At 33.1% G+C, this 13,408-nt stretch carries 17 protein-coding genes; 8 read left to right on the top strand and 9 right to left on the bottom strand.

Annotated elements, in window-relative coordinates:
• The 4 genes from FLP_RS20670 to FLP_RS20655 are packed head-to-tail and all read left to right on the top strand — an operon-like array spanning position 1 to position 3,193.
• A complete protein-coding gene (locus FLP_RS20670) occupies positions 1-375 on the top strand; it encodes a GxxExxY protein (RefSeq protein WP_065451400.1) in 375 nt (124 codons plus the stop codon).
• Between the two features lie 15 nt (positions 376-390).
• Positions 391-1,821: a CCA tRNA nucleotidyltransferase gene (locus tag FLP_RS20665; RefSeq protein ID WP_065451399.1), complete on the top strand. Its 1,431-nt coding sequence runs from the start codon at positions 391-393 to the stop codon at positions 1,819-1,821.
• Positions 1,821-2,171 carry a hypothetical protein gene (locus FLP_RS20660; RefSeq protein WP_065451398.1) on the top strand — a complete coding sequence of 117 codons (351 nt, stop codon included), beginning with the start codon at positions 1,821-1,823 and terminating at the stop codon, positions 2,169-2,171. Before FLP_RS20665 ends, FLP_RS20660 begins: the two co-directional genes overlap by 1 nt.
• Entirely contained in the window at positions 2,168-3,193 is a 1,026-nt protein-coding gene (locus FLP_RS20655) for a COX15/CtaA family protein (RefSeq protein WP_065451397.1), read from the top strand. Before FLP_RS20660 ends, FLP_RS20655 begins: the two co-directional genes overlap by 4 nt.
• Positions 3,194-3,358: 165 nt before the next feature.
• On the opposite strand, the gene FLP_RS20650 is transcribed toward FLP_RS20655, so the two are convergent.
• The 9 genes from FLP_RS20650 to FLP_RS20610 all read right to left on the bottom strand — a co-directional run bounded on the left by FLP_RS20650 (position 3,359) and on the right by FLP_RS20610 (position 10,437).
• On the bottom strand, positions 3,359-4,126 hold the full coding sequence (locus FLP_RS20650) for a LytR/AlgR family response regulator transcription factor (RefSeq protein WP_065451396.1): 768 nt from the start codon (positions 4,124-4,126) through the stop codon (positions 3,359-3,361).
• Positions 4,127-4,163: 37 nt separating this feature from the next.
• On the bottom strand, positions 4,164-4,553 hold the full coding sequence (locus FLP_RS20645; protein WP_065451395.1) for a 2TM domain-containing protein: 390 nt from the start codon (positions 4,551-4,553) through the stop codon (positions 4,164-4,166).
• 18 nt (positions 4,554-4,571) lie between these two features.
• The gene (locus FLP_RS20640; protein ID WP_065451394.1) at positions 4,572-4,889 is read right to left on the bottom strand and encodes a 2TM domain-containing protein; all 318 of its coding nucleotides are present in this window, start codon (positions 4,887-4,889) and stop codon (positions 4,572-4,574) included.
• A complete protein-coding gene (locus FLP_RS20635) occupies positions 4,880-5,209 on the bottom strand; it encodes a 2TM domain-containing protein (RefSeq protein WP_065451393.1) in 330 nt (109 codons plus the stop codon). The genes FLP_RS20640 and FLP_RS20635 overlap by 10 nt, the downstream gene beginning before the upstream one ends.
• A 2-nt stretch (positions 5,210-5,211) precedes the next feature.
• Positions 5,212-5,511: a 2TM domain-containing protein gene (locus tag FLP_RS20630; RefSeq protein ID WP_065451392.1), complete on the bottom strand. Its 300-nt coding sequence runs from the start codon at positions 5,509-5,511 to the stop codon at positions 5,212-5,214.
• A complete protein-coding gene (locus FLP_RS20625; protein ID WP_065451391.1) occupies positions 5,511-6,869 on the bottom strand; it encodes a 2TM domain-containing protein in 1,359 nt (452 codons plus the stop codon). Before FLP_RS20625 ends, FLP_RS20630 begins: the two co-directional genes overlap by 1 nt.
• Before the next feature lie 23 nt (positions 6,870-6,892).
• Complete coding sequence (locus FLP_RS20620) at positions 6,893-7,516, bottom strand: hypothetical protein (protein WP_065451390.1); 624 nt, start codon at positions 7,514-7,516, stop codon at positions 6,893-6,895.
• Positions 7,517-7,567: 51 nt separating this feature from the next.
• A complete protein-coding gene (locus FLP_RS20615) occupies positions 7,568-7,975 on the bottom strand; it encodes a DUF2141 domain-containing protein (RefSeq protein ID WP_083195918.1) in 408 nt (135 codons plus the stop codon).
• A 296-nt stretch (positions 7,976-8,271) separates the two neighbouring features.
• Positions 8,272-10,437, bottom strand: a complete 2,166-nt coding sequence (locus FLP_RS20610; RefSeq protein WP_065451388.1) for a TonB-dependent receptor — start codon at positions 10,435-10,437, stop codon at positions 8,272-8,274.
• 147 nt (positions 10,438-10,584) lie between these two features.
• Here FLP_RS20610 and FLP_RS20605 point away from each other — a divergent pair, with 147 nt between their 5' ends.
• The 4 genes from FLP_RS20605 (at position 10,585) to gloA2 (ending at position 13,131) form a co-directional block, all read left to right on the top strand.
• Entirely contained in the window at positions 10,585-11,313 is a 729-nt protein-coding gene (locus FLP_RS20605) for a carbon-nitrogen hydrolase family protein (protein WP_065451387.1), read from the top strand.
• 77 nt (positions 11,314-11,390) lie between these two features.
• Complete coding sequence (locus tag FLP_RS20600; protein ID WP_065451386.1) at positions 11,391-11,849, top strand: DinB family protein; 459 nt, start codon at positions 11,391-11,393, stop codon at positions 11,847-11,849.
• Between the two features lie 319 nt (positions 11,850-12,168).
• Positions 12,169-12,741 (top strand): sugar O-acetyltransferase, encoded by a 573-nt coding sequence (locus FLP_RS20595; protein WP_065451385.1) that lies wholly within the window; start codon positions 12,169-12,171, stop codon positions 12,739-12,741.
• Entirely contained in the window at positions 12,742-13,131 is a 390-nt protein-coding gene (gene gloA2 / locus FLP_RS20590; protein ID WP_065451384.1) for an SMU1112c/YaeR family gloxylase I-like metalloprotein, read from the top strand.
• The last annotated feature ends 277 nt before the right edge of the window (positions 13,132-13,408 follow it).

Here is a 13,408-nt window from a genome sequence, read left to right as displayed (position 1 = left end):
ATGACAAAAATATTATATCAACTGGAAAGTTATCAGATAATGGGAATTTTATTTGATGTTCATAGAAATTTAGGTGGAGGTTTTTCTGAAATCGTTTATAAAGATGCTTTAGAATATGAATTTAGAAAAGCAAACATTCCATTTGAAAGAGAAAAAGAATATTTAGTAAATTATAAAGACACAATATTGAATCATAGATTCTATGCTGATTTTGTTTTGTTTGATAAAATTATACTTGAAATAAAATCAAGTGATTTTTTACATCCCAAACATATTTCGCAATGTCTAAATTATTTAAAGGTTTCAAAAACCCATTTGGCAATTTTAGCAAACTTTAATTCTGTCTCACTTGAACACAAACGTATTATTTTATAAAAAATTAGTGAATTCGTGGCTATACAAACAAACTATAAAACAGCTTTACAAAATAAAATCTTCGAAATAATTTCGAAAGCATCCCAGGAACTTAATGTCGACAGTTATGTAATTGGCGGCTTTGTTAGGGATTTGCTTTTAAATCGGGGTTCAAAAAAAGACATTGATGTGGTTGCTGTTGGCAGTGGTATCGAATTGGCTTTGAGGGTTTCTGAATTACTTCCAAAAAAACCAAAAGTACAGGTTTTTAAAACTTACGGAACCGCAATGTTGCGTTTTGAAGATACTGATATTGAATTTGTTGGTGCCCGAAAAGAATCTTACAATTTTGACAGCAGAAATCCAATTGTCGAGAACGGAACGCTTGAAGACGATCAAAACCGTCGTGATTTTACCATAAATGCATTGGCTTTATCACTAAACGAAAAAACATTTGGTGAGCTTTCTGATCCTTTTAATGGTTTGGCTGATTTAGAAAACAAAACGATAAAAACGCCTTTAAACCCTGATATAACTTATTCTGATGATCCGTTGAGAATGTTGCGTGCGATTCGTTTTGCAACGCAATTGAATTTCGAAATCGAAGAAAACTCACTAAATGCTATCACTAAAAATGCAGATCGTATTAAAATTATCTCCGGTGAAAGAATTGTAGACGAATTAAACAAAATTCTATCTACTCCAAAACCTTCAACAGGATTTTTACTTTTATACAAAACCGGACTTTTAGATATTATTTTACCTGAGTTAACAGCTTTAAATCAAGTAGAGGAAATTGAAGGTCATACGCATAAAAACAACTTTTATCACACACTTGAAGTTGTAGATAATATTTGCCCTAATACAGATGATGTTTGGTTACGTTGGTCGGCTTTGTTGCATGATATTGGAAAAGCGCCAACAAAGCGTTTTAATAAAAAACAAGGATGGACTTTTCATGGTCATGAATTTTTAGGTGGAAAAATGGCCAAGAAAATATTCGAACGTTTGCATATGCCATTAAACCATAAAATGAAATTTGTGCAGAAAATGGTTATTATGAGTTCGCGTCCAATTGTTTTGGCGCAGGATATTGTAACCGACAGCGCAGTCCGCCGTTTGGTTTTTGATGCCGGTGAAGATGTTGAGGATTTAATGACATTGTGCGAAGCGGATATTACAACCAAGAATCCGTCGAAGTTTAAGAAATACCACAAAAACTTTGAAATCGTTCGCAAGAAAATTGTCGAAGTAGAAGAACGCGATCATGTTCGTAATTTTCAACCTCCAATTTCAGGTGAAGAAATTATGGAAATATTTGATTTAAAACCTTCGCGCGAAATTGGAGTTTTGAAAGAAGCGGTGAAAGAAGCTATTTTGGAAGGTGATATCCCGAATGAATATCAGGCTGCATATGATTTTATAATTAAAAGAGCTGTAAAATTAAATTTAACGCCTAAGAAATAATGGATGCTTTAGGTGCTGTCTTTCTTGTTTTACTTTTATTGGTATTCATAATATCAAATATTATGTTTTCAAAAAAACTAAAAGACACAAACACTAACCATTTTAAACTTAAAATTATATTTTTCTTTAGCTGCATAATTGCAATTGCAATAGTTTTTATTGCATTCTTTATTTTTGAATCCTCTATTCTTATAGATGTTTTAAAATTAGAAATCAATGATACGTATGCCGAGAGAATTGGGAAGCTTTCGATAATACTTCCATTAAATATTATTGCAAATTATTTTTTGGCAAAATTTTACTTAAAGAAAAAACGAACAAACGAAATAGAATTAATTGGAAAAGAATGAAAAAAGAGAATAAATCAGTAATCATTTGGTTACTATCAGGATGTGTTTTATTGTTTTTAATGGTTGTTGTTGGCGGAATTACCCGTCTGACAAATTCAGGTTTATCCATGACCGACTGGCATTTGGTAACTGATACCTTCCCGCCTCTTACGGATGCAAAATGGAATGAAGCTTTCGAGCAATACAAGAAATTTCCTGAGTATCAAAAAATCAATATTCACAACGATTTTCAATTAGCTGATTATAAATTTATTTACTTCTGGGAATGGTTTCACCGCTTTATTGGTCGAATCATCGGGCTAGTTTTCTTTGTTCCTTTTGTTTATTTTTTAATGAAAAAGAAACTGGATCGTTCTACTATCAAAAAATGTATCGTTCTTTTGGCAATGGGAGGTTTTCAAGGTTTCCTTGGATGGTTTATGGTTCGCAGCGGATTAATCGACAATCCTGATGTAAGCCATTTTAGACTTTCTTTACACCTTACTTTTGCTTTCATCACTTTCGCTTACACTTTATGGGTAGCATTAGATTTAATTTATCCTGAAAGAACGATTACTAAAGTAATTCCGCTTCGCAATATTGCGCGATTTGCTTTGGTGGCGCTATTAATTCAAATTATTTATGGCGGTTTTGTGGCAGGATTAAATGCAGGATTAATACACAATCACTGGCCATTAATGAGTGATGGAGAATTTATACACGATTCTGTTTTTATTGAACAACCAACTTTGGTCAAAAATTTAATCGAAGGTAAAAGCGGTGTACAGTTTGTACACAGAACTTTTGCTTATGTTGTAGTGGCTCTTATTTTGTTTTTATACTATAAAAGCACTCAATTTTCGCTTTCAAGAACGCAGGTAAATAGCATTAAAACTTTAGTAGCTTTTGTATTTATTCAATTTGCATTGGGTGTATTTACGCTATTATATAGTGTTCCATTGGCTTTAGGATTAATTCACCAAATTATGGCATTCTTCCTTTTGAGTGCAATGACTTTTACCTTGCATCGATTGAGCAAATAGACAAACATAAAAACAAAAAAGATCCTTCGTTTTAAGGATCTTTTTTGTTTTTTATCTATTTTGAACTAAACCGCATTGAACCTAAACCAGATTAAAATCCGGCCCTACAAAATTGATCGAGCCGATGGCTCTTTAATTTCGGGTTGAATTCTGCTTGGAATAAATTTATCCCAGCCATGCTTTAAAATCCTGTACTTTTTCGCGGCTTACAATTACTTCGTCTTCTTTATAAGACGGTAAAATTACTTTTAAGCGAGAATTGGTATACACCTGAATTTCTTTTATTGCTGTAAGCGGAACAATAAATTTTCTGCTTACGCGAAAGAAATCCTTCATGTCTAATTCCTGTTCCAAAATTTCTAAAGTAGAATCGATCAGATAGTTTCTATTTTCGAAAGTATGAATATAAGTTCCTTTGTTTTCACTAAAAAAACATTCGATTTCATCAGTCGTAATTACTTTTAAATATTGGCCTATTTTTACGGTGAATCGTTTTTTGTAACTCTTCTCGAAAGGATTGGACAACATTTGGCGAATTTGCTCAAAATCAAGCTGAAGATTTTGATTTCCTGAATCTGCTTTTGGAATTCGGTTTTTAAATTTTGTGACAGCAATTTCTAAATCATCCTCGTCAATAGGTTTCAAAAGATAATCGATACTATTTAATTTGAATGCCTTTAAAGCATATTCATCATAAGCCGTAGTAAAAATAATCGCGCTTTGAATGTTTACTTTTTCGAAGATTTCAAACGACAAACCATCTGATAACTGAATATCAAGAAAAATTAAATCAGGATGTTGATTATTAGTAAACCAATGAACTGATTCTTCTACAGAGTGCAGCATGGTTTCTACTGCAATATCTAACTTTTCGAGCTTACGCTGCAATAATCTTGCTGCAGGCTTTTCGTCTTCTATAATTAATGTGGTCATTTAGTACAATGCAAAAATTGAAAAATTCAGTTTAAAATTACTCCCATTTATTTTTATTCTGAGCATCTTTATCAATATATTTTTGAATTTTCTTTTGCTCCCAGTCTTTGCTAAAAAAAACGTCCGGTCCAAATACCGTAAAGGCATGAATTAAAATAGCAATGCCCCAAAATACAGCAGTTGAATACGTATGCCATTCAAATAAACCACTTTCATTAAACGCTTTCCCAAAAAAATCTCTGTTTAGACTCGAGAAAATAATGATCAAATTAACGATTATATACACTTTTAAATGCGAATAGAATCCTTTAATTTTTTTGACTTTTTTATATGCTGCCTTATAATTTTCGTCCCCGCTGTGTTTTCCATAATGCTTTTGGTATTCTTCACCTAATTCATCATAAAATTGTCTTCTAAAACTTCCCATTTTATTATAACTTTAAAATTATTGCCATTTGTTTTTATTCTCTTTTTCCTTGTCCATAAATTCTTTGATTTTTCTTTCTTCCCAGCCTTTTCCTAAAACCGGAAATACTTCAAAAACTTTTAACCCATGAAAAACAACTCCAAATCCCCACCACATCAAAGGCCAGTAAAACCATAAATGATTGGGTGATGTATACAAATTAATAAAAATCAAAACTGCGTTTACTAGTAAAAAAGAAGTCAGGTTTCCGTAAAATGCTTTAATGTTTTCTACTTTCTTTCTAGCTGCGAAATATTTATCCTCTTCATTATAATTTACTTCCATGATTACTCCCATTTTTGTTTTTTTGTTTTTTTCTCTAAGATACTTTTCACTTTACGCTCTTCCCATTCTTCGCCAAAAATTTTAAAAGAAGCAAATATGTCAATTGCAGAAACTACGAAGAAAACCGTCCAGATTCCCATTACAAAAAGATTGATATGTTTTAAAGGGAAAAAATTAAACGGAACTCCGAAATATTCCTTCAAAATAAAAAAGATCACTCCTATAACGTAGACAAACATGTGCGAATAAAAAGCTTTCAATTTTACTACTTTTTTATTTGCCATTTTTTGAAGTTCGAATTCTTCCTGATCATTATTAAGATGATTTTCCATAATTATTTCCAGGTTGGTTTATTTTCTTTCTCTAAAATTTCCTGAATCTTTCTTTCTTCCCATTCTTTATTGAAAAACGGTGAAAATTCGAAAGCTTTCAATCCGTGCGCAATCAATCCTATTCCCCATCCCATCACGCACCAAATAAACCATAAATATCCTGGCGATGTCATAAGATTTACCACTATTACAATTGGGTTACAAAGAATATAAACCATTAAGTGCTCGTAAAATCCTCTTATTTCTTTTACTTTTTTCTGAGCTTCATAATAGCGCTCTGCTTCGTTATAATTTGGTTTCATTATTTCCAGGTTTGTTTGTTATTTTCTTTCTCTAATATCTGCCTGATTTTTCGTTCTTCCCAATCTGAACTGTAACCAAAAACTTTAAAAGCATGCATTACAACTCCAAATCCCCAGCCCAAAGCCGAAAACCAAAACCACTGAAATCCAGGAGAATACCTCAAATTTATAAAAATCAAGAATGGAATCACACAAACATATGAAATAACATTCCCGTAAAAACCTTTCAATTCTTCTACTCTTTTTTTAGCTCTGAAATAAGCCTTATTTTCATCGCTATATTCTGCACTTGTTTCCATAACTGTAATTTGTTTGGTCAAAATTGGAATTTTGACTGTAAAATTTTTCTCATTTTGTTCAATCAATACTTTTCTGTTGGTTACAATTCCGTATCGATTTACGATATTCTGCAACCCCACTCCTTGCCTGTCCTGCAAAACTTCTTTCTTTTGAAAATCATTCTGAATGGCTAAATATTCTCCATCAACAAAAATTCTGATATGGAGTGGTTTTTGCTCACTCACTACATTGTGTTTTACTGTATTTTCCAGCAAAAGCTGCAACGATAACGGAACTACTTTTGCATCCGGATTGATATTTGTTGCAGGCAATTCGTAAAACAAACTATTTTCGAAACGCATTTTGAGCAAATTCATATACGTTTTTGCGAATGACAATTCATCCTCGACCGATACCAGTTCTTTGTCTTTTTGCTCTAAAACGTAACGGTAAATTTTAGATAATGAAGTGGTAAAACGTTGCGCATTATCCGGATTTTCTTCAATTAATGAACTTAAAACATTTAAACTATTAAAAAGAAAGTGCGGGTCGATCTGATTTTTTAAACTTTCGAATTTAGCATTTGCCGTTCCTGCGATAATTTTTTGCTGCGTTATCTCGAACTTTGATGCCTGTTTCCATTTTACCATAAAGCTTCTCGCCTGCATGAAAATAGAAACTCCAAGAGATAAAACGATATAAAAAAAGTGGTTCCAAATCATTCTGTCGCTAAAAAACTTCTCTACAGGAAGATTTTGAACTAATACATAAATGATATAATTAATTCCTAAAACGGCTGGAACAGTGTATAAAACCGTAACCAAAATTCCGTAATACACTCTTAAATTAGTCTGTTCCAGCCAATCCCATTTTCTATCCAGGAGAACACTTAAAAAACCATTTCCAAAACCCAATCCAAAAGAATAAAGAGAGCTTAAAAGAAATGTTAGCAATACGTTTTGAATGGTGAGATCAGCGCCTAAAAAAGCAGAGAATATTACTGTAAAGACCATAGAAATCTTGAAACAAATGATTGTTCCACTTTTTAAATCAGCAAATGAACTTCTATAGTCTTTCATTATAATATCAACTTAAATTTATTTTATTTTTTGCAATTTTTTTGAGCTTCTAAAGCTCTTTCTAATCCCCATTTTGGCGAAAAAGAAGTTTCTGGTTTAAATGTAGCAAAAAGTTCAACAGCTTTATCAACTTGTACACAAAGTGGTTTTGTGTCAACTCCTGTCCATTTTGCGCCGCCTAACTGATAATCAGCTTCTCCAAAAACAATTCTGGGATTGTTAGGATCGATTGCTTTTCCTTTTGCGTAAGCTTCCATTACCTTGGCTGAATATTTCATTCCGTTTGTCATTGGGTCTGCTACTACCCAAGCCGTATAAATCAAAGCCTGCAGGGCATATAATTCGGCATTGTTTTGATCTTTTATCAATTCAACATCCAATGCATCTTGAGCTTTTGTCAATAACAAATCTATTTTTGTTTTATCTTTTTCAGAAAATGCAGTTGTAGTGTTGATTAGAGCAACATAATAATTAGGCAAATAACTTGTTTTTTCTGCTGCAGCGATTCTTTCAAACAAAGCCGAAGCTTCTGTGTTTTTTCCCTCTTTCCAAAGCCCGAACGCTTTTCCCATTCCTTGTTCAAATTGTGTTTGGGCAGAACTTATTAAGACTGCGAATAATGCGACTAAAGTGATGATTTTTTTCATTTTACAGGTAATTAAAATGGTTGTTTTTAAATTATTTTGTTAGTTACTATTTTATAAGGTAATTTCAATTTTTGAATCTTTAGCAATGACAAATTTAGCATCTTTATAGGCCGGCGGTCCCATAAATCCTTTTGCATTGTTTGAAGCTGCATAATCTTCAGAAGGAATTCCCATCATATTTTTATCCAGTTTTCCGTTATTGTTTTCATCGTGATATGCTGAAATTGCATATTCTCCTGCCGGAAGATTTTCGAATGTTACCATTGCTTTGTTGTCTTTAATTTTAGAAGCAACGCTTTTATAAGTTGTTTTAAGAAATGTACCATCTGAATTGTACAAACCTACTTTAACAGTTCCTTCATTATTCTTTAAACCCGAAACAGAAACAGTTAGTTTTACATTTTGAGCAGACATCAGACTGCAGATAAATAAGGTTATTAATGTAATAATTTTGATCATGGCTTTTTTTTTTTAAAGTTACTAAGATGCTAAGGTTCTGAGATTCTAAGTTTTGTTGATGATTAAAACTCTTCTTTATTTTTAGTTTCTAAGTTTTGATTCTTAGAACCTTAGCAACTTAGTCGCTTATTATTTTATACTTCAAAAATACTTTGGTTTTTGTTCTCTTAAAATTAAATAATACTGAGTTGTTGATTTTGATGACTGAATTGTTTTTTTTTAAAGGTTCTGAGATTCTGAGTTGCTAAGGATCTAAGTTTTTATCTTAGCAACTCAGAACCTTAGCAACTTAGAGACTATAAATTTTTCAACTGATTCTCATTTTTATTATCACTAATCGTCCAGAAGAAACCTACGAAAAAGAATCTGTCTGCGGTTGGTACAACGGGCTGTCTGTTATAAACTCCGTTTGGGTCCGGTAATTTTGCGTAATCGTAACCAAAAACATTTTGAGTTCCTAATACATTCGAAACTGAGAAATACAGAATTTTTTGTGTCGTTAATAAATACGCCCAGTTAAAACTCAAACTATTATATGACTTTGTTTTTCCGTTCATAAATTGAGTTTGATTTGGATCGTTGTAAGGTCGGCCTGAACTATAACTGTTGGTGAAACCTATTTGCGATTTCCAATCGGTGATAAAATATTTGGTTACGATAGATAAACTGTGATTCGCAACAAAATTAGGAGTTGCCATAGTTGGAAAATTCTTGTATTGTCTTTCTGAATCGATATAAGAATATGAAATCCAATATTCTAAGTTTTTTAATAAATTACTGTCTCTCCAAAACAAATCTAATCCTTTTGCATAACCTGAACCGTTATTATTGAAAACCGAATTGTACTGAATATCTCTCGTATTGTACTGAACCAAATTGCTGTAATCTTTATAATAAGCCTCAGCTCTAAAGGTTTGTCCTGGTTTTGTAAACTGATAATTTAAAATATAATGTCTCGCTTTTTCACTTTCGAACTGATGGTATTTTGAGTATTTAATATAATCAACAACAGGAGTTTGGCTAAAATCTCCGTAAGCAAACGAAAACTGACTGTTTTTAGAAACTTTATAAGCGATTGAAGCTCTTGGTGCAATATTCGTTTCGTCAAGTAAACTATTATTCGAAAGCCTCAAACCTACTTTCATTGCCAGGTTTTTCGAGAATAAAATATCTCCTTCGGTATAAAATGCAGCGATGTTCGAATCGTAACCATTTGCTGTTTTTATTGAAATATTGTCATCAAAGTTTTCATTGTATCTGGTCATAAAATAATCGGCTCCAAAAGACAATTTAAAATAGTTTGAGATGTTTTTTCGCAATTTCAATTTCAGTTGTGCTGCATTTTCGTTGCTGTCAACATCATTACTATCGAATTTGATTTTGTTTTTGCTGTAACCGTAACTAATTCCTGAAGTAAGCTGCCAGCCAGTTCCAAAATCTCCTTTATAAGAGGCATTCAAATAAAAATTATTATTGTTTAAATCGGTTCTGATTGGATCAGCGAAATTTACATTCTTCTGGTTTAAATCGAATTTTTCGGCATCAAAAGCAGCGTATAATTTAAAAATACCTCTTTCAAAATGATATCGATATACTGCCTCACCTCCTAAAGATTGATACGGATTATTCCAGTCTACATTTTGAGGAATTACAGCCTGATAAGGCGCCAGATTGATATAATTGGTATTGATGCTAAAAGAGCTTTTTTTCCATTTTTGCGTGTTTCCAACTCCTAAACCTACAGTCATCAAGGCAATATCTGTTTTATTCTGGTCCGGCTCGTCTTGCGTATTCAATAACAAAACACTGGACAAAGCTTCACCATATTCAGCAGAATAACCTCCGGTAGAAAAAGCAATTCCGCTGAACAAAAATGGCGAAAATCTGCTGCGGGTTGGCAAATTATTAGTTGTCGCGCCATAAGGCTGCGCTACACGAAGTCCGTCTACAAAAGTCTGGGTTTCGCTGGCTTCACCTCCACGAACAAACAAACGTCCGTCTTCGCCAACGGTTTGTGTTCCCGGCAAGGTTTGCAGAGCCGCAATAATATTTCCGGCAGATCCTGCAGTGGTTACAATGTCTAAAGGTTTTAAAACTGAAACTCTGGCTTTATCTCCGGATTCTAATGTTCCGGCGGTAATTACAACGGCATCCAGTGCGTTTACATTCTCTCTTAATTTTACAATTTGGTCTTTATAGTTGGCAACATCAATTTCTTTTTTGAAAGTATCATAAAGTAAAAAACTGATCACTAATGTCTTACTTCCGGTTTCTGTTGTTTCAAACGAAAAATCTCCTGTTTCAGAACTTGTCGCTCCGTCGTATGTTCCATCTATATAAATATTAGCGCCCGGAACAGGCTTGCCTTTTTGATCTAATACTTTACCGGAAATGGTATTTTGGGCAAAAATGAAAGTCGTAAAAAATAAAAAGGTAATTGTAAAAAGTAATTTGGCTGTCATGGTTTTTGATTTTGATAGAGCAAATATATTTTAACATTTTTTGTTAAAAAATATAAAATAACCCAATTGTAGAATTTTAGGGATGAGTTGTAAATTAGTTTTATTTGTATCTTAGCTTTTAGTTCAAAGTATTTAATAAAACATCTAATGAACATAGCAATTGCACAGATAAAACCTTTAAAAGGAGATATTTCAGCCAATATTGAAAAGCATATAAAATTTATTGAACTTGCAGTTTCATTAAATGCGAATGCTGTCTTTTTCCCTGAACTTTCGTTAACAGCTTATGAACCAGAGTTGGCTAAAGCTATTGCAACTCATAAAGATGACAAGCGATTTGATGTCTTTCAGGAAATTAGTGATCTTAAAAACATTACTATTGGAGTTGGATTTCCGCTAAAAACTGAAAGCGACATACAAATTAGTATGATTATTTTTCAACCCAATAAAGAAAGTATTTCTTATTCTAAACAGCTACTTCACGAAGACGAATTGCCGTATTTTGAAAATGGAAAAGGCCAGGAAATAATCGAAATTGATAATCAAAAAATTGTTCCGGCTATATGTTATGAAAGCCTGCAAATAGAACATGCCGAAAAAGCAAGTGAACTTGGAGGTGAAATCTATCTCGCCAGTGTTGCAAAATCTCAAAACGGAATAGAAAAAGCGTTTGCGCATTATCCTAACATTGCTAAAAAATACATTATGCCGGTTCTAATGGCTAATTGTATTGGGGAATGCGATAATTTTGTAAGTGCTGGCCGCAGTGCTGTCTGGACAAAAGAAGGAAAATTAGCCTACCAGCTTGACAACAAAAACGAAGGTATAATCGTTTTTAATACTGAGACTGAAAAAGTTGTAAAACAGTTTATCTAGAAATTGATTTTATATCTTTGATAATCACTAAAACCGAAAATTTAATTTTTAGAAATCACAAATAATCCATCGCAGTTATGTCAGAAAGCAAAAGAGTTTCGAATTTATATCAGTCCATTTATAATGGAAATCCATGGCTGGAGGTTACTTTGGCACATACTTTAGAAAATATAACGGCTGAGCAGGCTTACAGAAAAATAAATCCAAATTTAAACACGATTTGGGAAATTGTCAATCATTTAATTCAATGGAGAAGGAATATTTTAAGACGTATGCAGGGAGAAACCGTTACTACTCCTGACCATAATTATTTTGTACCAATTCTGGATTCGTCTGAAGCTTCATGGGAACAATCGTTGCAAAGCCTGGGGAAATCACAAGAATTATGGGATGCCTTTTTTGAAGATTTTGACGATCAGGATTTCGAAAAAATTTATGTGAATAATGGTCATACGTATTACGAGCATATTCATGGCATTATTCAGCACGATGTTTATCATTTAGGACAGATTGTTATTTTGAAGAAGTTGCTTTAATTATATAGTAATAATATAAAAATTGATCCTTTCAAGGATTAAAATCCGTTGCTACAATATAAACCATTCCTCCGGAATTTTTTTGAGGAGTTCCGTAGGAACAAAATATAGTGTAGGGATGGATTTTAATCCATCATTCGCAATAGTAACCCAATCTTTTCATTTCGAGGAACGAGGAATCTCCGTAAGAAACTCCGCAAAGAAAGTGCAGATCTGTGTCGATTCTGCAACGAGGATTCCTCGTTCCTCGGAATGACAAGATTGGGTTCTGATCGCGAACGACAAGCTTATAAATAAGCAAACTAAATTTTAAATTCTTATGAATACCGAAAAAGAAAAAATGATTGCGGGAGAATATTATGTTGCAGGAGACCCTGTTTTAGTAAAGGACCGACGAAAAGCTAAAAATTTATTACACCGATTAAACGTAACCGAATATCGCTTAACCAAAAAAGCAAAAGAAATTTTAGCTGAATTAATTCCTAATACGGGCAAGAGTTTTTATATCGAGCCTCCTTTTCATTGCGATTACGGTTATAATATTTTTTGTGGCGACAACGTTTATTTTAATGTCAATTGTGTTGTTCTGGATTGCGCGCCCGTAAATATTGGATCGAATGTGTTTTTCGCTCCAAATGTTCAAATCTATACTGCCACGCATCCGCTTGACGCCGAATTAAGAAGATCACTCGAAAATGCATTGCCTATTTCTATTGGAGACGATTGCTGGATTGGCGGAAACTCTGTTATTTGTCCAGGTGTAACTATTGGCAAAGGCTGTGTTATTGGCGCAGGATCTGTGGTTACAAAAGATATTCCGGACAACTCATTAGCTGTTGGAAATCCGGCCAAAGTTATTAGAAAATTAAATCAAGAACCTGAATCGAAATAAATGCTTACCTTAAATAAAGTCCATCATATTGCCATCTTATGTTCTGATTATCAAAAATCGAAAACTTTTTATACCGAAGTTTTAGGATTAACGATTATTAGGGAAATCTACCGCGAAGAGCGCCAATCTTACAAATTAGATTTGGCTTTAAACGGAACTTACATCGTCGAATTATTTTCATTTCCAAATCCGCCGCAACGTCCTTCACGACCCGAAGCGGTTGGATTACGTCATCTAGCATTCGAAGTAATTAATCTGGAAGAAACAATTGCTTTCCTGAATACTAAAAATATCGAGTCAGAACCCATCAGAATTGACGAAACGACCGAAAAGCGATTTACTTTTATCGCTGATCCTGATTTATTGCCTATTGAGTTTTATGAGAGATAAGTGATTTTCTTGCCACAAAGACGCTAAGACGCAAAGTTTTTTTTTTAAGATTAAGTGATAAAACATATTGTTTGTCATTCTGAGGAACGAAGAATCACAATCGTAACGCCGCAAACAAAATCGCCAATCTTTGCCAAGTTTCTTATGATATTTCTCTTTCGTAAACATGACATAAAATGAGGAAAAACTTTGTGCCTTGGTGTCTTTGCGGCAAAGTAAAGAATTTTCTTTCTTTTACAACTTTAACACAATATAATGAGTGATTTGTATTAAAAAA

The sequence above is a fragment of the Flavobacterium piscis genome, assembly GCF_001686925.1.
Classification (GTDB): domain Bacteria; phylum Bacteroidota; class Bacteroidia; order Flavobacteriales; family Flavobacteriaceae; genus Flavobacterium; species Flavobacterium piscis.
The sequence above is the reverse complement of the archived record's forward strand: the minus strand, read 5'-3'. Positions and strand labels throughout refer to the sequence as shown.

Excerpts from the sequence above, each read along its gene's own strand:
- FLP_RS20670 (WP_065451400.1), top strand. The coding sequence starts at position 1 with ATGACAAAAATATTATATCAACTGGAAAGTTATCAGATAATGGGAATT.
- FLP_RS20660 (WP_065451398.1), top strand. The coding sequence starts at position 1,821 with ATGGATGCTTTAGGTGCTGTCTTTCTTGTTTTACTTTTATTGGTATTC.
- FLP_RS20655 (WP_065451397.1), top strand. The coding sequence starts at position 2,168 with ATGAAAAAAGAGAATAAATCAGTAATCATTTGGTTACTATCAGGATGT.
- FLP_RS20650 (WP_065451396.1), bottom strand. The coding sequence starts at position 4,126 with ATGACCACATTAATTATAGAAGACGAAAAGCCTGCAGCAAGATTATTG.
- FLP_RS20645 (WP_065451395.1), bottom strand. The coding sequence starts at position 4,553 with ATGGGAAGTTTTAGAAGACAATTTTATGATGAATTAGGTGAAGAATAC.
- FLP_RS20640 (WP_065451394.1), bottom strand. The coding sequence starts at position 4,889 with ATGGGAGTAATCATGGAAGTAAATTATAATGAAGAGGATAAATATTTC.
- FLP_RS20635 (WP_065451393.1), bottom strand. The coding sequence starts at position 5,209 with ATGGAAAATCATCTTAATAATGATCAGGAAGAATTCGAACTTCAAAAA.
- FLP_RS20630 (WP_065451392.1), bottom strand. The coding sequence starts at position 5,511 with ATGAAACCAAATTATAACGAAGCAGAGCGCTATTATGAAGCTCAGAAA.
- FLP_RS20625 (WP_065451391.1), bottom strand. The coding sequence starts at position 6,869 with ATGAAAGACTATAGAAGTTCATTTGCTGATTTAAAAAGTGGAACAATC.
- FLP_RS20620 (WP_065451390.1), bottom strand. The coding sequence starts at position 7,516 with ATGAAAAAAATCATCACTTTAGTCGCATTATTCGCAGTCTTAATAAGT.
- FLP_RS20615 (WP_083195918.1), bottom strand. The coding sequence starts at position 7,975 with ATGATCAAAATTATTACATTAATAACCTTATTTATCTGCAGTCTGATG.
- FLP_RS20610 (WP_065451388.1), bottom strand. The coding sequence starts at position 10,437 with ATGACAGCCAAATTACTTTTTACAATTACCTTTTTATTTTTTACGACT.
- FLP_RS20605 (WP_065451387.1), top strand. The coding sequence starts at position 10,585 with ATGAACATAGCAATTGCACAGATAAAACCTTTAAAAGGAGATATTTCA.
- FLP_RS20600 (WP_065451386.1), top strand. The coding sequence starts at position 11,391 with ATGTCAGAAAGCAAAAGAGTTTCGAATTTATATCAGTCCATTTATAAT.
- FLP_RS20595 (WP_065451385.1), top strand. The coding sequence starts at position 12,169 with ATGAATACCGAAAAAGAAAAAATGATTGCGGGAGAATATTATGTTGCA.
- gloA2 (WP_065451384.1), top strand. The coding sequence starts at position 12,742 with ATGCTTACCTTAAATAAAGTCCATCATATTGCCATCTTATGTTCTGAT.